Origin of the sequence: Aeromonas sp. S12(2024) (assembly GCF_041402305.1) — a bacterium.
GTDB classification, from domain to species: Bacteria; Pseudomonadota; Gammaproteobacteria; order Enterobacterales; family Aeromonadaceae; genus Aeromonas; species Aeromonas veronii.
This window is the reverse complement of sequence record NZ_JBGLRB010000007.1, coordinates 98,806-119,780: the sequence shown is the minus strand read 5'-3', so window position 1 is coordinate 119,780 and position 20,975 is coordinate 98,806. Positions and strand designations below refer to the sequence as shown.

20 protein-coding genes are annotated in these 20,975 nt (G+C 58.7%); 6 read left to right on the top strand and 14 right to left on the bottom strand.

Features of this window, described 5'->3' with window-relative positions:
- Positions 1 to 50: 50 nt before the first annotated feature.
- A complete protein-coding gene (locus ACB035_RS09165; protein ID WP_371167126.1) occupies positions 51 to 761 on the bottom strand; it encodes a tRNA1(Val) (adenine(37)-N6)-methyltransferase in 711 nt (236 codons plus the stop codon).
- 119 nt (positions 762 to 880) lie between these two features.
- Between ACB035_RS09165 and srmB the strand changes: the two genes are divergently transcribed.
- On the top strand, positions 881 to 2,104 hold the full coding sequence (gene srmB / locus ACB035_RS09160) for an ATP-dependent RNA helicase SrmB (RefSeq protein WP_005335816.1): 1,224 nt from the start codon (positions 881 to 883) through the stop codon (positions 2,102 to 2,104).
- 72 nt (positions 2,105 to 2,176) lie between these two features.
- Here the strand turns inward: srmB and ACB035_RS09155 are convergent, their stop codons facing one another.
- Genes ACB035_RS09155 through rnr form a run of 4 tightly spaced genes read right to left on the bottom strand, consistent with a single transcriptional unit; the run spans position 2,177 to position 6,403 of the window.
- The gene (locus tag ACB035_RS09155) at positions 2,177 to 2,632 is read right to left on the bottom strand and encodes a GNAT family N-acetyltransferase (RefSeq protein ID WP_371167125.1); all 456 of its coding nucleotides are present in this window, start codon (positions 2,630 to 2,632) and stop codon (positions 2,177 to 2,179) included.
- 56 nt (positions 2,633 to 2,688) lie between these two features.
- Positions 2,689 to 3,261, bottom strand: coding sequence for a Crp/Fnr family transcriptional regulator (locus ACB035_RS09150; protein WP_005354833.1), 573 nt, complete (start codon positions 3,259 to 3,261; stop codon positions 2,689 to 2,691).
- Positions 3,262 to 3,263: 2 nt separating this feature from the next.
- Positions 3,264 to 4,013, bottom strand: coding sequence for a 23S rRNA (guanosine(2251)-2'-O)-methyltransferase RlmB (rlmB, locus tag ACB035_RS09145; protein WP_040093937.1), 750 nt, complete (start codon positions 4,011 to 4,013; stop codon positions 3,264 to 3,266).
- Positions 4,010 to 6,403, bottom strand: coding sequence for a ribonuclease R (gene rnr / locus ACB035_RS09140; protein WP_005354835.1), 2,394 nt, complete (start codon positions 6,401 to 6,403; stop codon positions 4,010 to 4,012). Before rnr ends, rlmB begins: the two co-directional genes overlap by 4 nt.
- 134 nt (positions 6,404 to 6,537) lie before the next feature.
- Here rnr and ACB035_RS09135 point away from each other — a divergent pair, with 134 nt between their 5' ends.
- Positions 6,538 to 7,560 (top strand): GGDEF domain-containing protein, encoded by a 1,023-nt coding sequence (locus ACB035_RS09135; protein ID WP_019445736.1) that lies wholly within the window; start codon positions 6,538 to 6,540, stop codon positions 7,558 to 7,560.
- A 131-nt stretch (positions 7,561 to 7,691) separates the two neighbouring features.
- Here the strand turns inward: ACB035_RS09135 and ompA are convergent, their stop codons facing one another.
- Both ompA and ACB035_RS09125 read right to left on the bottom strand, forming a co-directional pair.
- Positions 7,692 to 8,729: a porin OmpA gene (ompA, locus tag ACB035_RS09130; RefSeq protein ID WP_371167124.1), complete on the bottom strand. Its 1,038-nt coding sequence runs from the start codon at positions 8,727 to 8,729 to the stop codon at positions 7,692 to 7,694.
- Between the two features lie 265 nt (positions 8,730 to 8,994).
- Positions 8,995 to 10,032, bottom strand: coding sequence for an SGNH/GDSL hydrolase family protein (locus ACB035_RS09125; RefSeq protein WP_216952085.1), 1,038 nt, complete (start codon positions 10,030 to 10,032; stop codon positions 8,995 to 8,997).
- Between the two features lie 254 nt (positions 10,033 to 10,286).
- Between ACB035_RS09125 and ACB035_RS09120 the strand changes: the two genes are divergently transcribed.
- Positions 10,287 to 10,673, top strand: a complete 387-nt coding sequence (locus ACB035_RS09120) for a YgiW/YdeI family stress tolerance OB fold protein (RefSeq protein ID WP_005335826.1) — start codon at positions 10,287 to 10,289, stop codon at positions 10,671 to 10,673.
- A gap of 85 nt (positions 10,674 to 10,758) precedes the next feature.
- On the opposite strand, the gene mltC is transcribed toward ACB035_RS09120, so the two are convergent.
- From mltC to mutY, 3 genes are all read right to left on the bottom strand, one after another.
- The gene (gene mltC / locus ACB035_RS09115) at positions 10,759 to 11,862 is read right to left on the bottom strand and encodes a membrane-bound lytic murein transglycosylase MltC (RefSeq protein ID WP_005354839.1); all 1,104 of its coding nucleotides are present in this window, start codon (positions 11,860 to 11,862) and stop codon (positions 10,759 to 10,761) included.
- A gap of 117 nt (positions 11,863 to 11,979) precedes the next feature.
- Positions 11,980 to 12,252: an oxidative damage protection protein gene (locus ACB035_RS09110; RefSeq protein WP_005335828.1), complete on the bottom strand. Its 273-nt coding sequence runs from the start codon at positions 12,250 to 12,252 to the stop codon at positions 11,980 to 11,982.
- Between the two features lie 8 nt (positions 12,253 to 12,260).
- On the bottom strand, positions 12,261 to 13,313 hold the full coding sequence (gene mutY / locus ACB035_RS09105) for an A/G-specific adenine glycosylase (protein ID WP_139495088.1): 1,053 nt from the start codon (positions 13,311 to 13,313) through the stop codon (positions 12,261 to 12,263).
- Between the two features lie 237 nt (positions 13,314 to 13,550).
- Between mutY and ACB035_RS09100 the strand changes: the two genes are divergently transcribed.
- A complete protein-coding gene (locus ACB035_RS09100) occupies positions 13,551 to 14,789 on the top strand; it encodes a multifunctional CCA addition/repair protein (RefSeq protein ID WP_371167123.1) in 1,239 nt (412 codons plus the stop codon).
- Between the two features lie 118 nt (positions 14,790 to 14,907).
- Here the strand turns inward: ACB035_RS09100 and ACB035_RS09095 are convergent, their stop codons facing one another.
- On the bottom strand, positions 14,908 to 16,506 hold the full coding sequence (locus ACB035_RS09095) for a BCCT family transporter (RefSeq protein WP_005335834.1): 1,599 nt from the start codon (positions 16,504 to 16,506) through the stop codon (positions 14,908 to 14,910).
- Between the two features lie 9 nt (positions 16,507 to 16,515).
- Entirely contained in the window at positions 16,516 to 17,043 is a 528-nt protein-coding gene (locus ACB035_RS09090; RefSeq protein WP_005335836.1) for a hypothetical protein, read from the bottom strand.
- Between the two features lie 163 nt (positions 17,044 to 17,206).
- Here ACB035_RS09090 and ACB035_RS09085 point away from each other — a divergent pair, with 163 nt between their 5' ends.
- A complete protein-coding gene (locus ACB035_RS09085; protein ID WP_236350964.1) occupies positions 17,207 to 17,686 on the top strand; it encodes a MarR family winged helix-turn-helix transcriptional regulator in 480 nt (159 codons plus the stop codon).
- Positions 17,687 to 17,756: 70 nt separating this feature from the next.
- Here the strand turns inward: ACB035_RS09085 and ACB035_RS09080 are convergent, their stop codons facing one another.
- Entirely contained in the window at positions 17,757 to 18,338 is a 582-nt protein-coding gene (locus tag ACB035_RS09080; RefSeq protein WP_371167122.1) for a YjaG family protein, read from the bottom strand.
- Between the two features lie 162 nt (positions 18,339 to 18,500).
- Between ACB035_RS09080 and ACB035_RS09075 the strand changes: the two genes are divergently transcribed.
- Complete coding sequence (locus ACB035_RS09075) at positions 18,501 to 19,445, top strand: D-2-hydroxyacid dehydrogenase (RefSeq protein ID WP_005363043.1); 945 nt, start codon at positions 18,501 to 18,503, stop codon at positions 19,443 to 19,445.
- Between the two features lie 71 nt (positions 19,446 to 19,516).
- On the opposite strand, the gene mepM is transcribed toward ACB035_RS09075, so the two are convergent.
- Positions 19,517 to 20,854, bottom strand: a complete 1,338-nt coding sequence (mepM, locus tag ACB035_RS09070; protein ID WP_005354854.1) for a murein DD-endopeptidase MepM — start codon at positions 20,852 to 20,854, stop codon at positions 19,517 to 19,519.
- Positions 20,855 to 20,975 lie beyond the last annotated feature (121 nt).

Below are 20,975 nucleotides of genomic sequence, written 5' to 3'. Positions count from 1 at the left end.
CTCGATCTGGAACCAGCATAATGGCGTGAAAAAATAGTTCAAGACGAAATTTACATCTTCAAATAGAAGGGGTTGGTCAGTTGGATATATCTGTCGGAATAGGCCCCATCAGCAGAATGGATCACAATTTCACCCCTCTCACACCTGTTTAATCCTCTGCCAAGTAGCAATAAAACACGATTTGCCTCTTTACCCTCTCTGGTGATAACAGCTGTATAACAAATGCCATGCAGATCATAATTCGCCGAAATGCATAAAATTTCATCGGCCATCGCCATCGGCAGCACCAGCGCCACCTGCCCGTTCGGGCTCAGCAAACGATCGCAGGCCGCCAGTAATGCGTGGCTGTCGAGGGCACCGGTATGGCGGGCCAACGCCCGCGCCGGATCGCTAAATGACTGGCCTGCCACGAAATAAGGAGGGTTGGAGACGACAAGATCGTAAGGGGCGGCCTGATAATCCTGAATGGCACTCTCTATGACGGTCACCCGATCGGCCCAGGGAGAAGCAGCCGCATTCTCCCGCGCCTGACTGGCCGCATTAATATCCAGCTCGACCGCATCAAGACGGCAGTCAGAGCTGCTGCGTTGGGCCAGCATCAGGGCGATCAGGCCGCTGCCGGTGCCGATATCGAGCACTCGTCGCGCCTGTTCGACCGGCGCCCAGGCACCGAGCAATATGCCATCGGTGCCTACCTTCATGGCGCAGCGATCGTGATTGATATGGAACTGTTTGAAGGTAAATCCGCGACTACGTCCCATCTGGCCCCCGTCATCTGCAAAAATGGTGGGCGATTATAGCGGCTAAGACACACTCACCAATAGGAGCCGACGAGATAATCGCCTATAATCTGCCGTTTCCTTAATGACCGAGTATTGCCATGAGCCAGTCCTTTGATGATTTCGACCTGCACCCAGCCCTCAACCGGGCCTTGGCCGAGATGGGATTCACCCGCCCCACCACCATCCAGCAGATGGTGCTGGAGCCAGCCCTGGACGGCCGCGATATTCTGGCATCCGCACCGACCGGTACCGGCAAGACCGCCTCTTTCCTGCTGCCGGCACTCCAGCACCTGCTGGACTTCCCGCGCCGCAAGCCGGGCCCCTGCCGCATGCTGATCCTGACCCCGACCCGCGAGCTGGCGCTGCAGGTGACCGCCCACGCCAAGGCGCTGGCGGCTCACACCAACCTCAGCATCGAGACCATCATCGGCGGCGTCAGCCATGAAGAGCAGCTGCCTGCCCTGACCAAGACCACCGACATAGTGGTCGCCACCCCGGGCCGTCTGCTCGAGTACATCGAGAAAGAGGAGTTCGAGAGCCACGACATCGAGGTGCTGGTGCTGGACGAAGCGGACCGCATGCTGGACATGGGCTTTATCAAGGATGTGAACCGCATCGTGGAAGAGGCGCGCTACCGCAAGCACACCATGCTCTTCTCCGCCACCCTGGAAGGGGCCGGCCTTGAGAAGTTCGCCAACGAGATCCTCAAGGATCCGGTGGAGCTGCACGCCGAACCGCCCCGCAGCGAACGTCGCCCCATCACCCAGTGGATCCATCTGGCCGATGACGCCGCCCACAAGCTGGCGCTGCTGACCCATATCCTGAAAGATCCGGAAACCCAGAAGGCGATCATCTTCGTCAAGACTCGTGAGCGTCTGGCGGAGCTCTCCGGCCAGCTGCAGGCTGCGGGTATCTCCTGCGCCTGGATCCGTGGCGAGATGGAGCAGAGCAAGCGTATCGAGTCGATCCGCAAGTTCCACGAAGGGGAAGTGCCCTTCCTGATCGCCACCGACGTCGCCGCCCGCGGCATCGACCTGCCGAACGTCAGCCATGTCATCAACTACGACATGCCCTACGGCGCCGATGTCTACGTCCACCGGATCGGCCGTACCGGCCGCGCTGGCAACCGTGGATGCGCCATCAGCCTGGTGGAAGCCCACGACATGGCGATGGTCGCCAAGATCGAGCGCTACACCGAAGAGCGCCTCAAGCGCCGGGTGATCGACGAGCTGCGCCCGAAACACAAGGAAGCGCGGGTACCGGTGAAGAAGAAAAAGCCGGTCGACAAGAAGAAGTCCGCCAAGAAGAAAAAGAAGAAGTGATCGCCTGGCGATAAAGAGAAGGGCCATCCCGCGGGATGGCCCTTCTGCATTCTGAATCACTCTGACGAGTGGTTATGCCACCACTCTGCGCATTCCCATATGGGGGATATCATCTTCGAGATAGCCTTCCCCTTCCGCCACAAAACCGTGTTGGCCGTAGAAGCCTTGCAGATGAGCCTGCGCCCCCAGCCAGATGCTGTGAGTCGGCCAGCGCGTCTCGCACGCTTTGACCGCCTCGCCGATCAGCTTATGACCAAGACCACCGCCACGCGCCTTGGGTGAGGTCACCACCCGACCGATGGCGGCACCGCTCTCATCGCCGATGCCGGGCGCCATAATCCGCGCATAGGCGGCCAGCAGCTCGCCCTGATAACCGAGCAGGTGCCAGACCCCGTCGCGGCGATCGAGCCCGTCCAGATCCTGAAAGGGGCAGGTCTGCTCCACCACGAACACCTCCGCCCGCAGCGCCAGCAACTCATACAACTCGTCTGTGGTCAGTTCAGACCAGGGTTTCAGGATCCAGTTCATCGGCAACTCCTTATCAGTTCGGCCTGCCAGCATAATCGTGGCGCCAGCGCCCTGCATTAACCTTTGTTAAGTTCTTTCAGCCGTTTGCGAATGCGGCTCAGACTGATGGGAGTGATACCGAGATAGGCGGCGATCTGGTGATCCGGCACTCTGGCATCAAGCGCGGGAAAGCTGTCGAGAAAGTGCTGATAGCGCGCCTGCGGGCTGCCGGTCAGCAGCAACTGCTCCTTCTCCTCCTTGATGCGCAGCTGCACCTCCAGCAGGTGCTGGTACCAGCGCGGCCAGCCGGGCAGCTGGCGCAGGTCGGCCAGACTGAACAGCTGCAGACGACAGGGCTCCAGCGCCTCCACGCTGTAGCGGGCCGGCTCGCCACTGAGCAGGTGGTGAAAGTCGAGAAACTCGTCCCCCTCCCAATAGAACTCCTTGATGTACTCGCGGCCATCCTCCAGCACCAGCTTGGCCCGCAGCAGCCCCTGCTCCACCCTGACCAGCAGATCCGGGCTGTCACCAGCGTGCCAGAGGCAGCTTTTCGGGCTGAGGGTCAGCGGGCGGGCAAAAGAGAGGAGGCGCGCGGCCTCCTCTCTATCTGCGACCTGCGCCCAATCGAAGGGGGGTCTGTCAGTCAGCATGATTAACCGCGACGCTGACGCACGGCTTCAAACAGGCAGACGCCGGTTGCCACCGAGACGTTGAGGCTGGATACCGCCCCTGCCATCGGGATGCTCACCAGCTCGTCGCAATGTTCACGGGTCAGGCGACGCATGCCTTTACCTTCGGCACCCATCACCAGCGCCATCGGGCCGGTCAGTTTGGCCTGATAGAGGTCGTGATCGGCCTCGCCAGCGGTGCCGACAATCCAGACGCCGCGCTCCTGCAATTCGCGCAGGGTGCGGGCCAGGTTGGTGACCTGAATGAGCGGCACCACTTCGGCCGCGCCACAGGCAACCTTGCGCACGATCGGGGTCAGGCCGGTGGCCTTGTCCCGCGGCACGATGACAGCATGAGCCCCAGCAGCATCGGCGCTGCGCAGGCAGGCGCCGAGATTGTGCGGATCGGTCACACCATCCAGCACCAGCAGGAAAGGCTGGCTCTGTTGTGCCGCCAACTCGTCCAGCAGGCTGGCCAGATCGTGCTCGGCGAGCTTCGGCGCCTCTTTCACCCGGGCCATGATGCCCTGGTGATTGTTGCCTTCCGCTTTGTCATCAAGGGTCTTGCGGTTCACGCTCTGCACCTTGAGGCCGAGGGATTCCAGCTCGGTCAGCAGGGGTTGCAGCCGGTCGTCGTCCCGCCCTTTCAGCGCCCATACCTCGATAAAGCGCTCGGGAGTGCGCTCCAACAACGCGGATACAGCGTGAATGCCGTAGATCAGTTCAGTACTCATTTAGTGCTCTTGGCCTTATCGCGAGCCTTTTTGCTCGGTCGTCTGTTGCTCGGTTTGGCGCGGCCACCCTTGTCGGATTTGCCGTGATCCTTGCCCTCTTTACGTTTTTCGTGGCGCTGGGCGCTCTTGGCCTTCTCTTTCTTGATCTCGGCCTGCTTGCGCGCCATCTCTTTGGCGTTCTTGCCGGTGGCCTTGAGCGGCTCTTCGACCATCACGAAGTCGATCTTGCGATCATCCAGGTTCACGCCCATCACCTTGACCCGCACCTTGTCACCCAGACGGTAGCGACGGCGGAAGTTCTCGCCGATCAGCTGCATGTGCAGGGGATCAAACTGGTAGTAGTCGTTGGTGAGGGTGCTGACGTGCACCAGACCGTCGATGTGGATCTCCGCCAGACGCACGAAGAAGCCAAAGCCGGTGACGCTGGCGATAACGCCGTCAAACTCGTCACCCACGTGATCCAGCATGTACTCGCACTTGAGCCAGTCGGCCACGTCGCGAGTGGCATCGTCGGCACGGCGCTCGGTCATGGAGCAGTGCTCGCCCATCGGGTCCACTTCTTCCAGCTGGTAGTGATAACCACCGCTCGGGGTCCACTTGTGGCGCAGGTTGCCCTGTTGCTCCTTGGCGGTCTGATACTTGATCGCCCGGTGCAGGATCAGGTCAGGATAGCGACGGATCGGCGAGGTGAAGTGCGCGTAGGACTTCAACGCCAGACCGAAGTGACCGATGTTGTCGGCCTGATAGATGGCCTGACGCATGGAGCGCAGCAGCATGGTGGAGAGCAGCTCCGCATCCGGTCGCCCTTCAAACTTGGCTGCCAGCTCGGCGAAATCCTTCGGCTCGGGCTCGAGACCGCCCTTGAGCTCCAGACCCAGTTCGGCCAGGAAGTCGCGGAAACCGGTCAGACGCTCTTCGCCCGGACGATCGTGTACTCGGAACAGGGCAAAGGCTTCGTTCTTCTCGATGTAACGGGCAGCAGCCACGTTCGCCTGGATCATGCACTCTTCGATGATCTTGTGGGCGTCGTTGCGCACCAGCGGCACGATGCGGTCGATCTTGCGCTGGGCGTTGAAGATGAAGCGGGTCTCCTCGCTCTCGAACTCCACCGCACCGCGCTGATGGCGGGCATGCTTGAGCGCCTTGTAGAGGTTGTTCAGCTCCTCGATATGGCCCACCAGCGGATCATACTGCTGGCGCAGCTTGGGATCGCCATCGAGGATCGCGGCAACCTTGGTGTAGGTCAGACGGGCGTGAGAGTTCATTACCGCTTCGTAGAACTTGTAGCCGGACATGCGGCCAGCGGCGGAGATGGTCATCTCGCACACCATGCAGAGACGGTCAACTTGCGGGTTGAGCGAGCAGAGGCCGTTGGAGAGCACCTCAGGCAGCATGGGCACTACGAACTCGGGGAAGTAGACGGAGTTGCCACGCTGATACGCTTCGGCATCCAGCGCCGTGCCGGGCTTCACGTAAGCGGAGACGTCAGCAATGGCAACCCACAGGCGCCAGCCACCACCGCGTTTGGCTTCACAGAAGACGGCGTCATCGAAGTCGCGGGCATCTTCGCCGTCGATGGTGACCAGCGGCAGGGCGCGCAGGTCGATGCGGCCCTCTTTGGCTTTCTCCGGCACCTGCTCGCCGAGACCGGCAACCTCTTTGGTCACCTCTTCCGGCCAGGTGTGCGGGATACCGTGGGTACGCAGGGCAATTTCGATCTCCATGCCCGGCGCCATGTTCTCGCCCAGCACTTCCAGTACGGTGCCGACGGCATTGATGCGGGAGGTGGCGCGCTGATTGATCCGCACAACCACGACCTGGCTCTGACGAGCCCCTTTGTTTTCCCCTTCCGGGATGATGATGTCCTGGCCGATACGGCTGTCATCCGGCACCACGAAACCAACGCCATTCTCGACGAAGTAACGGCCGACAATGTCTGCCTCACGAGACTTGAGCAGGCGCACCAGACGAGCTTCCTGACGACCCTTACGGTCGATCTCGGTCGGCTGCACCAGCACGTAATCGCCATGCATCAGGCGTTGCATCTCTCGGTTGTTCAGATACAGATCCGGACCACCACCTTCCGGACGCAGAAAACCGAAGCCATCCTTGTGGCCGATTACATAACCTTTGACCAGATTCAGGCGATCCGGCAGGGCATAACATTGGTTGCGAGTGAATACCAGTTGTCCATCACGCTCCATGGCGCGCAGACGACGACGCAAGGCTTCCAACGGCTCTTCATCTTTCAGCTTGAGGACCTTGGCCAACTCTTCACGGGACATGGGCTTTTCATGGCCCTTGATGAGTTCCAGGATCAACTCGCGACTGGCGATGGGGTTATCGTATTTTTCGGCCTCGCGTTCGAGGAAAGGATCTTTTTGAGACATAAGCAGGCCTTAGGGTAGGTGGTAACGGTGCCATTATATCGGAGGGGGGGGCGAATGGCATCCATCGGCTGCCTTTTGGCCAATCTCTCTGTCATACTATCTTCAGTTCGCTGGCATGATGAGACACAGAACTCATGAGTAAGGACACATTTGCCCAATCCGCCGCCTATCTCAAACAGGCGGTGCCCTTGATGATCAAGTACCAGATCCCCACGACGCCGGACAATTACCACCTGTGGTACAACTATGTCTCGGCCAGCATGCCCGAGCTCAACCAGGCGATTGATCAGGCAGTAAAAATGCAGGGAACCTGCTCACTCACCACCTGCGAGCGGCTCTATCACCAGTATCTGGCCGCTCAGGATGAGAAGCAGATGGAGGCGATGAAACTGAGCCTCGCCGCCATGGCCAATGAGCTCGGCCACTCCATGCAGGACGCCATCTCCGATACCGGCATGTTTCAGGAGATGCTCGACAAGAGTTTTGACAAGCTCAGCCGCATTGATGACGAGGGCTTCAGCCTGGAAGACACCATGGGGATCCTGCGGGAGCTGGTGCGCGAATCGCGGGATGTGCGCATGTCCACCATGCACTTTCGCAACCAGCTCAGCAATGCGGAGAAAGAGATCAAGGAACTGCGGGCCGCGCTCAACGAGACGCGCAAGCTGGCCAACGAGGATGCCCTCACCAACCTGCTCAACCGCCGCGCTTTCGATCTGGAGCTGGAGGGGTTGATCCGCAGCCAGCACCCCTTCTCGCTGATCCTCGCCGATATCGATCGATTCAAGAACTTCAACGACGAGTACGGTCACCTGCTCGGCGATCAGGTGCTGCGCGCCTTCAGCAAACGGCTGCGCGATGCCTGCAAGGAGGGGGTCACCGCCTATCGGCTGGGTGGGGAGGAGTTCGCCATGCTGGTCCCCCATCGCTCGCTGGCGTTGGCCAGACAGATGGCGGAGAGCATGCGCCGCGCCATCGAGCGGATGTCGATTCTGGATCGCAAATCGGGCCGCCGCATCGACCACATCACTGCCTCGTTTGGCGTGGGTGAGTTCAACGGTCAGGAGAGCGCAGACTGTCTGGTCGAACGTACCGACAAGCTGCTCTACAAGGCCAAGGAGCTGGGGCGCAACCGGGTGATGCCGCTCCCTTCCTGATTTAGTCCCCTGCCCGACCGCAATGCCAATGTAAAAAGCCAGTCAGATCAACTGACTGGCTTTTTGGTCTCTCTTGCTCCGACAGGGGCTGTTCCTTCCAGCCCCATTGGAGACCTTATCAGTGTGAAGGATTACTCCTGCACCTCGCTGACACCTTCGACTTTCACATCTACACGGCGATCCGGAGCCAGGCAGACGATCAGCTCACGCTTGGACTTGCTGACGCAGCTGTCGCCGGTAACCGGTGAGGATTTACCACGCCCTTCCACATTGATCTTGGCGGCCGGGATCCCTTTATCAACCAGATAGTTGGCAACGGTCTGGGCACGCTGCTCGGAGAGCTTCTGGTTGTAGGCATCGGAACCGATACGGTCGGTGTGACCAATTACGGTTGCCACGCCATCTTTGGGTCGTGCCTCTTCAATCTGGCTATAGAGGCTATCCAGTGCCTGACTGGCCTCTGGCTTGAGAGTCGCCTTGTTGAAGTCAAACAGCACATCGGAGCTCAGGGTGAACTGCTTCTCAACCATCACAGGTGCAGGAGCAGGTTCCGGAGCCGGGGCTGGCGCCACAGGGGCTACCTGACCAAAGCGATAAACCGCTGCCAGCGAGAGCAGGCCATTATCCATTCTCAGACCGGTATCATAGCGGCTGCCATACGGGGTGGTGTACTGATACTCCAGGCGAGCGGCCCAGTCGAGATTGAACGCATACTCGGCACCCAGTGCACCGACCATGACAAAACGGCTGTCATCTTTGTAGACATCGCTCTTGGTGTCAGCCCAGCCATAACCGCCACCGACACGACCATACAGATCCAGATTATCGGTAACCGGGAAGCCCAGTTTCAGGGTCAGTTGAGCCAGCTGTGCTTTTACTTCATCACTGAAAGCACCTGCCGCCGTAGTGGCATCGTATTTGTAATTGCCCAGATAATCGTAACCCAGCTCCAACCCCAGATTCTTGTTGATCTGATAACCGCCAAACACGCCTGCACCCAAGGCATCGTTGGTCTCATTGCCAAGGGTCAGGGCATTGCTTTCATCAATGCCGTAGAAGTTGGACCAGCCCAGTTTGGCACCGCCATACCAGGTGTTGTCTTGACCGGCAGCCTGGGCATTGGCCGCCAGCAAGCCGGTAACCAGCAAGGTAATCAATGATTTTTTCATGTTTGAGCCTCTGCAACTTTATGTAGGAGGAGGTTGATTGATATCACCTCGTCTTATAGGTGCAACCACCCAAAAGCGATCGCAGCATATCAACGTTAGCCTATTTTCAAGTCACTGATATCAATTAACAAAAAACACTCTAACGCAACCACGTTACAAAAACAGCAACAAACGTTTGTTATTTGAACTGAATGTGACGCAAAAAGACGCACAAATGAGGGCAGATAGGAGAAAAAGGCCAGCAACATGCTGGCCAGAAGCGATATCAGTGACGAACAAACTCGTAGTGTTGATCGATAAAGTCAGCAACACGCTGGCTCAGTACCTTGTGCACCGTCCTGGTCGGATGCACCTGATCCCAGAACATATGCTCATCGCAGTTGAGGGTCGCTGCTCGCCCTTTTGCCTGCCCGCTCACCACCGCCTGCGCCAGGATCGGGTTACCGGCAATAGCCACTCTTTCGGAGAAACTTAAAGCCGGGGTCGCAGCCACCTCGGCGGCGCTGCCGGAGAATGGCTTCCATGTATAGCCGCCACCGTAGCAAGCGTGTTCTGTGTCACTCAGCCCGAACTGCTGAGGATCGCGCATCATCTCGTCAAACTGCTTGTCCACTTCGAACAGCTTCACGATGCCAAGGGGAGCCAGCTCTCGAGTGAGGTTCTGCAACTTCTGGTTGTGGTAACTGGCCACATGGCGCACCTTCTCCACCACCTTCATGCTGCGGGCTGACGGGGTCTGCCCCAGATCAGGAATGTTGAACAGCAGGATCTGCTGCGCGCCGTTGAGCACCAACCGGTTGGATGCCAGCCGGATGGTATCGATCACCCGATCCGCATCCCGCTCGGTGTTCCAGCCATAGGCCAGATAGTCGTTGGCACCGACCCAGATCACCACCAGATCATCGGGACGGAACTTGTCCTTTTTCAGGAACTGATCGATCTCGTAATCGAGATTGTTGATCACCTGATATTTGGGATCCCAGGACCAGAAACCGAGCCAGCCATTCAGAGCCCCCAGATGGTTATAGGCCACCGCGGTTGCACCGCCTTCCGCCTCGTTGGCCACGACCAGACCGGGGAAACGCTCGTCACCCAACTGCTCCAGCCACACTGGGCCGTTGCTGAAGCGCCCGTTGAAGTAGGGTGGGCTGGAGGGGAGATACCCTCGCATCTTTTTGTACATCTTGCCGGTGTCGGAGAGGCTGTCACCAAACATCACAACCCGGGAAAAAGGTTGGCGTCCCTCTGCCGCTTGCGCGGTCAATGCCATTAACCCCAATAAACAAACAAGCCATTTTTTCATATTATTATGCTCTTCGATTAAGCAGGTGAGACCTGCGGACTTCTCCTCGAGTGGCGACAGGCATGGGAAGAGTCTGCTGCCACTGACTTCTGGTGAAGGCGACAGATTACAGTTCCAGATGAAATCACACATGTTCCGACACCGATGAAATCGCTTGCGCTCACAAAACAGACAATCACACCAGCCTATTTCTTTCACGCTTGTTTCACGCCCCCCCCGGCACAATGCACTCATACCAACGACAGGAGTATGAAATGAACAAGGCAAGCGCAAGCGTAATCGGACTGTTGACCCTGATGTCTGTCTCCTCTTTTGCCATGGCGGCCTATACCGGTCCGCAAGAGCAGAACAAGGTTTCCGTTGCTCAACTGAAAGATCTGGCCGATGACAGCTGGGCCACCCTGGAAGGTAAACTGGTCAAGCACCTGGGCGGCGAGAACTATCTGTTCCGCGATGCCAGCGGTGAGGTGGAGGTCGAAGTGGATCAGGATGTGTGGCGTGGCACCGAAGTGGGCCCGGATGATCAGATCCGCATCCGTGGTGAAGTGGACCACAGCTGGAACAAGACCGAAGTGGAAGTGAAAACCCTGGAGAAAGTGGGCGCGGCCCCGCAGACCAAGGGCGGCTTTATCGCCAAATAAGGCCACTTCAACGACGAACTGGCCAGACGTTAAAAGGGCGCTTGATATCAAGCGCCCTTTTGTATGGTTAACCCAGCATCACCGCTTAACCGGCCCGACTGGCAAAGGCTCTCTTGAAGCCCTTCTCGGCCTGATTGACCTTGTAGAGGTAACGGCGCGCCTCCTCTTTGGGATGTTGCTCGGTCAACACCTGATAGACCGCCTCGGGGGAGAGCCGGTTGATCCGGCCCGGCGCCGCCTTGCGATCGCTGGAGAAGGTATTGAGTACCCCGCCAGCGCCACCGTTATAGGCGGAGATCACCGCATAGCGACGGGAGCGCGGATCCTGAATATCCGCCAGATAGACGGTCTGCAACAGGTGCAGATAGGCGGTACCGACATCGATGTTGTAGGCCGGGTTGAACAGCTCCTCCCGGGTCGGCTGGCCGTTCTTGCCCTTGACCCGAACATAGACGTCACGACCGGCGGTAGCCGGGATCACCTGCATCAGGCCATAAGCGTTGGCATGACTCACCGCATAGGGGTTGAAGCTGCTCTCGGTCTTGATCACCGCATAGATCAGGCTCTCCGGCACGCCGTATTTGCGCGACGCTTCCCGGATGATCCCCGCATACTTGTAGCCCCGTCGATCTTCATGGTTGGCCACCATGGGAATATCGACGAAGAAGATGGTGCGAATACCCAGAGTGCGCTTCTTCATCGCCGTGTTGAGCAGGTAATCGGCATAACGCTCGGCGCGCCAGGAGGCGCGGATTGGCTGGCGCTGATTGTCCAGCACCTGACCATAGAGGAAAGGCTCGCCGCCGGTCAGAATTTCCCGGTCGGAGTAAAGATCCACTTCAGCCGGATCGTCCGGCGTCAGCAGGGTCTCGATGATGGCGCGACGCAGGTGAGCGCGGGGATCGATGCCAGATACCGTCTCCACCATGATGTGGCCGCTGGAGAAGTCGATGTGGGCCCGGCTCTTGTACTGATCCGTGTATTTGACGTAGTCAAACTTGCCCGCAAACAGCGCCTCCCGCCCCCATATCTCGTTCACGTTATGGGAGAGCGCGCTGATCATGTGTTCAAAACCGCGGATGTCCTTGCCGTTGACCAAATCGTCATCCTCACTCCCGCTGGGCTTGGGGGAAGATGAGCAGGCAGAGAGAAACAGCAGGGTGCACAGCAGCCAAAAAATTCGGCCCATAGGATCCTCAAACCGGGCAGCAGAGCTGCCCATCATTCATTTGCTGCGACTTCAGGAGCGGTCACGCCAGTGTTGCGCCATTCCCGCACCTGTTCACACGTACAACAGCCGGAGAGCTTACTGGGCAGGCGGGGTGTAACCTTCGATCTGCACTTCACCTGCATCAAACAGGTAGCTGACCATCTCTTTTTCCAGCAGTTGGCGATGCTCAAGATTCATCATGTTGAGCTTTTTCTCGTTGATCAGCATCACCTGTTTCTTCTGCCACTCGGCCCAGGCTTCCTTGCTGATGTTGTCAAAAATCCGCTTGCCGAGCTCACCGGGATAGAGTTGGAAATCCAGACCCGGGCCCTCTTTTTTCAGGCGTTGGCAAAATACAGTACGGCTCATGTTGACCTCTATGGTTGTAACTCTGGATAGGCGAGCAGACGGGCCGTGGCGGCCGCCAGCCCCACCTCGGCAGGATGGCGTAAGTTATACCAGAGTCGGTTATCTGCTTCCATGAGCCGCAGCGGCTGCGCCTCATCAATGTCAATCAGCAGCGGCTGAATATCGAGATGGAAGTGGCTGAAGGTATGGCGAAAACCGGCCAGTTCACGATAACTGTGATGGCTCAGGCCGAGGGACGCCAGCAGACCATCCACCTCCGCCAGCGAGGCCACCTGCGGGAAGCAGTAGAGCCCGCCCCAGATCCCCTGTGGCGGCCGCTTCTCCAGCAGCAACTCATCGCCGTGGCGGATCAGCAGCATGATGCCATCGCGAGCCGGAATGCTCTTCTTGGGCTTGCTGTTGGGATAAGCGGTAGGCTTGCCTTGCGACAGCCCCTGGCAATCGGCCCGCACCGGACAGCGATCACAGGCAGGCTTGCTGCGGGTGCAGATAGTGGCCCCGATATCCATCATTGCCTGATTGTATTGCGCCACGCCCAGCTTGGGGGTGAGCCGGATGGCGATCTCCCACAGCTCGTTCTCCACCTGTTTTTGGCCGGGCCAGCCCGGCAGCGCCAGCCAGCGGGTGAGTACCCGCTTCACATTGCCATCAAGGATGGCGTGGGGCTGACCCAGAGAGAGCGACAGCACGGCCCCGGCGGTAGAACGGCCAATCCCCGGCAGCGCCATCACCTCGTCAAAGCGCTCGGGAAAGAGACCATGGTGATGATCGCGGATCTGCTGGGCCGCCTTGTGCAGGTTGCGGGCCCGGGCGTAGTAGCCCAGCCCGGTCCAGTGGTGCAGCACCTCGTCGACGGGGGCATCGGCCAGCGCCACCACATCGGGGAAGCGCGCCATAAAACGCTGGTAGTAGGGGATGACTGTGGCGACTTGGGTCTGCTGCAGCATGATCTCCGAGACCCAGACCCGGTAAGGGGTCTTCTCCTGCTGCCAGGGCAGGGTTTTGCGGCCATGAAGCTCGTACCACTCCAGAACCCGGCTTGCGAAGGTTGATTGATTCACGTTGTTCTCATGTCGTTGATATATGGGGAACTCTGCGGTTCCTTCGGCTCATCTGGCCTGAGCGGGCATAAAGTCATCCCGCAGCACAGCGCCAGCTGTCTGGTGCGGCAGCGTAAGGCCTCGTCACGCCCAAGTCAAAGCCGCGCTGACTGGCACTGCGGGCAGGTGGTGCTCAGGCAGCAAAGCGGTAACAAAGACGATATACTCGGCCCCACAATTGATGACGGGAGAGACGGTTTGCAGACTTATCTGGTTGGGGGCGCAGTGCGGGATCGCCTGCTAGGATTGCCGCAGGGCGACAGGGATCATCTGGTGGTCGGCGCCACCGTGGAACAGATGCTGGCGTTGGGTTTTACCCAGGTCGGTCGCGACTTTCCCGTGTTTCTTCACCCCAAAACCCAGCAGGAGTATGCCCTCGCCCGTACCGAACGCAAACAGGGTCAGGGCTACACCGGTTTTGTCTGCCACGCCGCCCCCGATGTGACGCTCGAGCAGGATCTGCTGCGCCGGGATCTCACCATCAACGCCATCGCCGAAGATGAACAGGGAGAGCTCCACGACCCATACGGTGGCATTGAGGATTTGAAAAAACGGCTGCTGCGCCACGTCTCCCCCGCCTTTGCCGAAGATCCGCTGCGCATCTTGCGGGTCGCCCGCTTCGCCGCCCGCTTCCACGCTCAGGGCTTTACCATAGCGCCGGAGACCCTCACCCTGATGAGCGAGATGACGGCCGCTGGCGAGCTGGCCCACCTCACGCCGGAGCGAGTCTGGAAGGAGCTGGAGAAGGTACTGCTGGGGCCGACCCCACAGATCTTTATCGAGGTGCTGCGCCAGTGCGGCGCCCTCAAGGCACTCTTCCCCGAAATCGACGCTCTGTTCGGCGTTCCCGCCCCGGCCAAGTGGCACCCGGAGATCGACACCGGCATCCACACCCTGATGGTGCTGGAGCAGGCGTGCCGGATCTCCCCCGAGCTGACCGTCCGCTTTGCCGCCCTCTGCCACGACCTTGGCAAGGGAGTAACCCCCAAGGAGTTCTGGCCAAGCCATCACGGTCACGGCCAGAAAGGGCTGCCGCTTATTCGCGCCCTGTGCGAACGGTTCCGGGTACCCAATGAGTGCCGGGCTCTGGCGCTGCTGGTGAGCGATCTGCACACCCACATCCATATCGCCTTTGAGCTCAAGCCTGCCACCCTGCTCAAGGTGTTCGACAAGGCTGATGCCTGGCGCCGCCCCGAGCGCTTTGCCCAGCTGCTGGATGCCTGCCGCGCCGACTTCCACGGCCGCACAGGTTTCGAGGAGCGGGTCTACGCCGAGCCGGACTATGTGGCAGAAGCGCTGGCAGCCGCCCAGGCAGTGCCGGTGAAAGAGATAGTGGCGGCCGGTTACAAGGGAGAAGAGATCAAGGAACAGCTGGCAAGGAAACGGACTGATGCCATCAGCCGGGTCAAGGATGAGTGGACCTTTATCGAGGAGTAACCTCGGCCCCATAACAGACGGCCGCCCTGATGATGAGCTCCGCAAGGAGAGCATCGCCAGGGCGGCCGTTTTGCATCCAGGTTTATATGTGAAGGGGCGCTAACCCCTGCTGGTGCCGTTATGCCGGACCAATTCGCTCCATCAGGCTCATATGGGATGAGCCATCGTGGCGCTTGAGATTCTGGCGATATTCGAACTGGCGCTGGCTCTCCTGCTTGAGCCCCAGCATCAGCGAATAGCACATCGCCAGCATGATCACCGAGAACGGCAGCGCCGCTATGATGCTGGCCGCCTGCAAGGCCGCCAGGCCGCCGGAAACCAGCAGGATGGCCGCAACCAGCCCCTGCCCCAGACCCCATACGGCGCGGTGCAGAACCGGCGGCTCCTGATCACCGATGGAGAGCAGAGTCGTGATGACCAGCGTACCCGAGTCACTGGAAGTGATGAAGTAGGTGCAGATGAGCAGGGTCAACACTGCCTTGGCGATCCAGCCGAAGGTATCCCAGTGCAGCAGCTCGACCGTTTTGTAGAGCGCCAGCGTCACATCCTGATTGACCGCAGCGACCACGCCGCCACCGCCAAACAGCTCCAGATTCATCGCCGTACCGCCAAACACGGTGAGCCAGAACATGCCGAGCAGCGAGGGGACCAGCAACACACCGAGCACAAACTCGCGGATAGTACGCCCCTTGGAAATGCGGGCGATAAACATGCCGACAAACGGCGCCCAGGCAATCCACCAGCCCCAGTAAAACGCCGTCCAGCTCGACTGCCAGGCAGAAGTGCCGTTGGCCTCGGTGTTGGTCCAGAAGCTCAGTTTGACGATGTTCTGCAGGTAATCACCGATGTTCTGTACATAGGCGTTGAGGATATAGGTGGTCGGCCCCAGCACCAGAAAGAGTGCGAGTACGAAGACGCTCAGCCAGATATTGAGCTCGGAGAGGATTTTCACTCCACGCCCGACCCCGGAAACCGCCGACAGAGTGGCGATCAGGCTGATACCGCCAATCAGCCAGAGCTGGTTGGACTGCGACACCGCCATACCAAACATCTGGTTGAGGCCGGTATTCATCTGGGAGACCCCCAGACCAAGGGAGGTCGCCACCCCGAACACGGTGCCGAACACCGCCAGCACATCGGCCGCATGGCCCCAAAAACCGTAAATCCGCTCGCCAAGGATGGGGTAAAGTACAGAGCGGATAGCCAGCGGCAACTTGCGCCGGTAGCTGAAAAAGGCAAGTGACAGGCCGACGATCACATAAATGGCCCAGGGGTGCAGGCCCCAATGGAAAAAGGTGAGGCGCATGGCGATCTGGGCCGCTTCCGGGGTCATCCCTTCGGTAATGAACGGATTGCCCTGCAGATGGTTCATCGGCTCGGCGATGCTCCAGAACACCAGACCGATCCCCATGCCAGCGCTAAAGAGCATGGAGAACCAGGCGAAGTAGCCGAACTCCGGTACCTGGTCGTCGTCACCCAGCCGGATGCTGCCAAAACGGCTGAACATCAGGTAGACAGCGAAGAACAGGAACAGGGCGACCACCAGAATGTAGTACCACTTGAACCCGGCAATAATCTGATCCTTGGCACCGACAAACCAGGCGGCCGCGGTATCGGGAACAAATACGCCAAACAGCAAAAACAGGGTGATCACGGTGAGGGCCGTCATGGCCATGGTGGGGTTGAGGCCTTTCAATAGCCCTTTGCTTGCTCGCATCCAGCCTCCTTAGTCGTTGTTGAAAAAGTCTTCGCCCACATGATCACCGGCGCCGCCGATGGCACGATAGACCAGTTTGCCGGCTGCCTGTTCGCGGTGATCCACCAGCGAAACCGAGGGCTGGCCATTCACGGCGTGACGCTTGCCAAGGAAGATCGCCATGGGGACGCCCAGATTGGAGATACCGCTGGTGATCCAGAGGCGGTTGAAGTCGTAAGAGCCACCGATGAACTCCAGCTGTGCCAGGCCGGTATCTAGGCCAGTCAGATAGAAGTTCATGGCACTTTCGTCAGGAAAGAGGTGCACCAGCACATAGGCGTAGCGTAATTCATTCACCAACTCCTTTAGGTTGAAAGTACCTGTCTCACTACAAGAGAGGGGTAACTCACCATCATAGTGGTGTACCTTGAGGTTGTTCGGGTCTTCATCATAGGCAGGCTGATAGCGCACAAAAGCCGAGGTATCCGGCAGTTCATAGCGCACTCTGACCACACGTAACTCGGCCACCAGAGACTTGATATCCAGCTCGTCATTCATCATTTAGCTCCTCAAATGTCAGGGTGAATTCCGTGAAATGCCCGTCAACCTAACACAAAATTAATTAGAGCAGAAATCATTACAGCAAAAACAATATTGACCTTGTGACGAATTAGGCGGAAAATTTTGCCCCTCTCCATTGCCCTCCAATGACGCACACCCCATGGAAAAACATGATGAAGTGCTGGTCGCCCTGCGCCAGATTATTCGTGCCATCGACATGCACTCCAGGCGCTTGATCAAAGAAGCCGGGCTCACCTCCCCACAACTCTTGCTGCTCAAAGGGATCGACGAGCTGGGACAGATCTCCATGCGCCAGCTAGCCGATCACACCAACATGAGCCAGGCCACCGCCACCACCATCATGGACCGATTGGAGAGCCGCCAACTGGTGCAGCGCGTTCGCAGCAATACCGACAAGCGCAAGGTTCACGCGACACTGACTGACGCAGGCCGCGCCCTGCTGGCCCAGGCCCCGACCCCGCTGCAAGAGCGCTTCATCCAGCGTTTTCAGGCACTGGAAGCGTGGGAGCAGACCCTGCTGCTCTCTTCCCTGCAACGCATCTCCTCCATGATGAATGCAGACGAAATCGACGCGGCCCCGGTGCTGAGCGTCAGACCCCTCACCGAAGAGCAGGTATAAGCTGCTGAACAATTTCAGGCATAAAAAAAGCTCCCGAACGGGAGCTTTTTCGATCAGGAGCCGCAGAGGATTACTCTTCCAGGCTGATCCCGATATTGGAGACGCCATCCTGAAAGGCGAATGCTCTGATAGCCAGGATACGATCGCTGTCGCGCTCATGGGCAACCCGCTTGAGCAGTTCAACCTGGAACTCCAGCTCGGCCTCCATGTACTCGTGCTCGTAGAGCTCCTCTTCGGTCAGATCCCGCTCTTCCAGCAGCTCGATAAAACCGGCCACGGTACCGACTGACGCATGGCTGGCATCGTTGGCCTCTTCGCCGACCCGGCAGATCACCGAGTTGTAGGCGCAGCCCAGCGCAACACAGGCATCCAGCGCGGGATAGGCACCGTAGGATTCAAACTTGCGGGGATCCGGAATGTGAGACTCGAACTCTTCGAGAATGGTACCCAGATTGACCCGGGATCCCTTGACGGTGAGGTAGACCCACATCTGATCCAGCGCATGCCGGAAAGCACCAGCATTGCCAAAGCCGGAAGCCTGACAGAACAGGGCATAGTTGGGGTACATGCGCTCTGCCAGCGCCAGGGTGTAGACGGTCTGTTGCCAAGGCTGTAGCTCGGCCAGTCGCTTATAAAACTTGTCACCAAACACTGGAGTCGGATCCTTTGCAAAATGTGGGGCAGATTGTAGCCCACGAGGGGCGCGGCGAAAACGAAAAAGCGCCCTGGTCGGCTATGTTGCGATATGAAGTCAGGTAAGATGGGTCGAGAGCGGCATCTTGTTGCGCCGCAAATTCTGATAAGGAACAAGAGTATGAGCCAACGTACCCTTCTTTTGCTCAGCCAGGATAATGCTCACTACGAACGGCTGCTCAAGGCCGCCAATCTCCCCCATCTGCGCATTCTGCGAGCCGATAACCAGAGCGATGCCGAGAAGCTGATCGGCGAAGCCCATATTCTGATGGCCGAACCGGCCCGTGCCAAACCGCTGCTGCCCAAAGCCAACAAGCTGAGCTGGTTCCAGTCCACCTATGCGGGAGTCGATGTGCTGCTCGACCCTGACAGTCGCCGCGACTACCAGCTCACCAATGTGCGCGGCATCTTCGGCCCGCTGATGAGCGAGTATGTCTTTGGTCATCTGCTCAGCCTGATGCGCCAAATCCCCCTTTATCGGGAACAGCAGAAACAGCGACTGTGGCAAAGCCACCCCTATCAGGGCCTCAAGGGGCGCACCATGCTGATCCTGGGGACCGGCAGCATTGGTCAGCATATTGCCCACACCGGCAAACATTTTGGCATGAAGGTGCTGGGCATCAGCCGCAGCGGTCGGGAGCGGGCCGGGTTTGATCAGGTTTATCAGCTACCTGCGCTCAACAAGATGCTGGCGCAGGCCGATGTCATCGTCAGCGTGCTGCCAGCCACCCGCGATACCCGTCATCTGTTCAATGCCGCCCGCTTCGAACACTGCAAACCGGGCGCCATCCTGTTCAACGTTGGCCGTGGCAGCGCCGTGCACTCGGGCGATCTGCTCACTGCACTGCGTACCGGCAAGCTGGCGATGGCGGTGCTGGATGTGTTCGAGCAGGAGCCGCTTCCCGCCGACAGTCCACTGTGGGGCCAACCCAACCTCATCGTCACCCCCCACAACAGCGCCTACAGCTTCCCGGATGATGTGGCCCAGATCTTTGTGCGCAACTACATCCGCTTTATCGATGGCCAGCCACTGGATGGCAAAATCGACTTCGACAAGGGTTATTGACCGTCACTGCGCATGTAAAAAGGCCCCGCCAATCTGGCGGGGCCTTTCATTTCAGGCTGTGACGACAGGAATCAACCCGCTGCCAGCTCCTTGCGGTAGCTCTTCACCTTGGCAAGGAACTGACGACGCTCCTTGCCGCTGAGCGGTTCAGCCATCGGCAGCTTGGCGGTCATGGCATTGACCGGGCGGTTGTTGATCCGCAGCTCGTAGTGCAGGTGAGCACCGGTCGAGCGACCTGTGTTGCCGGAGAGGCCGATCTTGTCGCCCATCTTCACTCGCTGACCGGTTTTGACCAGCAGCTTGCTCAGGTGCAGATAACGGGTAGAGAGAGTACGGCCATGCTTGATGACGATATAGGTACCCGCCAGCGGGTGGCTGGTTGCCTTCTGGACGATACCATCGCCAGTCGCCAGCACTGGCGTGCCCACCGGCACCGCAAAGTCAGTGCCCTCGTGAGGACGCACCATACCGGTTACCGGATGTTTGCGCGCTGGGTTGAAGTTGGAGCTGATCCGATAGCGGCTGTGGGTCGGGTAGCGGCGGAATCCGCGCTCCAGACTGTTGCCCTGACCGTCGTAATAGTTGCCGTCATCGGAGAGCCAGGCCGACACCGTCTTGCCCTGGCTGGTCACTTCCACACCCAGCAGCTGGCTGTTACCAGTGCTCTTGCCTTCCACCGTCTCCTGGCGTACCAGCACTTTGAACTTGTCGCCCTTCTGCAGATCCTTGGCGAAATTCATTCGCCACTGGAACAGGTTGGCAATTTTCTGGATATGGTTGGCCGGAATCCCCGCATTACGGGCACTGACATAGAAGCTGCCGTTGATCACGCCGTTGTAACGCTGCGGTTGCCACTCAACCTTCTCATTGATCATGGAGGCGGTATAAGCATCGTCGCTGCGCGCCATCACCAGCGTCTGCTTGATGTTCAGGCGGATTTTGAGTTGCTGCAGGATGTTGTCCTGATCGATCAGCAGCTCGATATTCTGGCCCGGCTTGAGGCGCGCCAGATAGTTCTTGTTGTCCGCGTCCAGCACCTTGTAGAGGGTGGTGGTGGAGAGACCGAGATTGTTAAAAATAGCGGTCAGGTTTTCGCCGTTGCGGACCCGGTAATCCTGCCACTGGGGGGTGGTGTCGACCGGGATGTCGTCATCCGGCGCACTCTGATCAACCAGTTCGTGATCGGGAATTTCGTTAAAGTCGGTGTTGTTTTCGTTGGTTGCCGTACCTGCGGTATCAATGGGCAACTCAAGACGCAGCGGCCGCTCGAGGATGTCACCCGGAGCTGGCAATAATGCCACTGCTGACAGGGTCATGGCCGTCAGCATCAGCATGGCGTAAAAGTGTTTGCGGGGAACCGGTGGTTCCCAATTGGCAGCCTGTACTACCAAGGGACGGAGACGTTTCATCCGCTATCCTGTATTTAGATCTAAAGAGTGTGAGTTGCGATGTCAGTTGTGACAAAACCGTATAAAACTGTTTGTTGGACACAAATAGTTACAAATAGTTCATCACAATCTGCATGAACCT

Bases quoted from the DNA above. Each gene is read 5' to 3' on its own strand.
- ACB035_RS09125 (WP_216952085.1), bottom strand. From the start codon at position 10,032: ATGAAAAAATGGCTTGTTTGTTTATTGGGGTTAATGGCATTGACCGCG.
- ACB035_RS09095 (WP_005335834.1), bottom strand. From the start codon at position 16,506: ATGCGAGCAAGCAAAGGGCTATTGAAAGGCCTCAACCCCACCATGGCC.
- ACB035_RS09150 (WP_005354833.1), bottom strand. From the start codon at position 3,261: ATGCTGACTGACAGACCCCCCTTCGATTGGGCGCAGGTCGCAGATAGA.
- ACB035_RS09085 (WP_236350964.1), top strand. From the start codon at position 17,207: ATGGAAAAACATGATGAAGTGCTGGTCGCCCTGCGCCAGATTATTCGT.
- ACB035_RS09135 (WP_019445736.1), top strand. From the start codon at position 6,538: ATGAGTAAGGACACATTTGCCCAATCCGCCGCCTATCTCAAACAGGCG.
- mepM (WP_005354854.1), bottom strand. From the start codon at position 20,854: ATGAAACGTCTCCGTCCCTTGGTAGTACAGGCTGCCAATTGGGAACCA.
- rnr (WP_005354835.1), bottom strand. From the start codon at position 6,403: ATGTCTCAAAAAGATCCTTTCCTCGAACGCGAGGCCGAAAAATACGAT.
- ACB035_RS09155 (WP_371167125.1), bottom strand. From the start codon at position 2,632: ATGAACTGGATCCTGAAACCCTGGTCTGAACTGACCACAGACGAGTTG.
- ACB035_RS09110 (WP_005335828.1), bottom strand. From the start codon at position 12,252: ATGAGCCGTACTGTATTTTGCCAACGCCTGAAAAAAGAGGGCCCGGGT.
- ACB035_RS09075 (WP_005363043.1), top strand. From the start codon at position 18,501: ATGAGCCAACGTACCCTTCTTTTGCTCAGCCAGGATAATGCTCACTAC.
- srmB (WP_005335816.1), top strand. From the start codon at position 881: ATGAGCCAGTCCTTTGATGATTTCGACCTGCACCCAGCCCTCAACCGG.
- rlmB (WP_040093937.1), bottom strand. From the start codon at position 4,013: ATGAGTACTGAACTGATCTACGGCATTCACGCTGTATCCGCGTTGTTG.
- ACB035_RS09120 (WP_005335826.1), top strand. From the start codon at position 10,287: ATGAACAAGGCAAGCGCAAGCGTAATCGGACTGTTGACCCTGATGTCT.
- ompA (WP_371167124.1), bottom strand. From the start codon at position 8,729: ATGAAAAAATCATTGATTACCTTGCTGGTTACCGGCTTGCTGGCGGCC.
- ACB035_RS09165 (WP_371167126.1), bottom strand. From the start codon at position 761: ATGGGACGTAGTCGCGGATTTACCTTCAAACAGTTCCATATCAATCAC.
- mltC (WP_005354839.1), bottom strand. From the start codon at position 11,862: ATGGGCCGAATTTTTTGGCTGCTGTGCACCCTGCTGTTTCTCTCTGCC.
- ACB035_RS09090 (WP_005335836.1), bottom strand. From the start codon at position 17,043: ATGAATGACGAGCTGGATATCAAGTCTCTGGTGGCCGAGTTACGTGTG.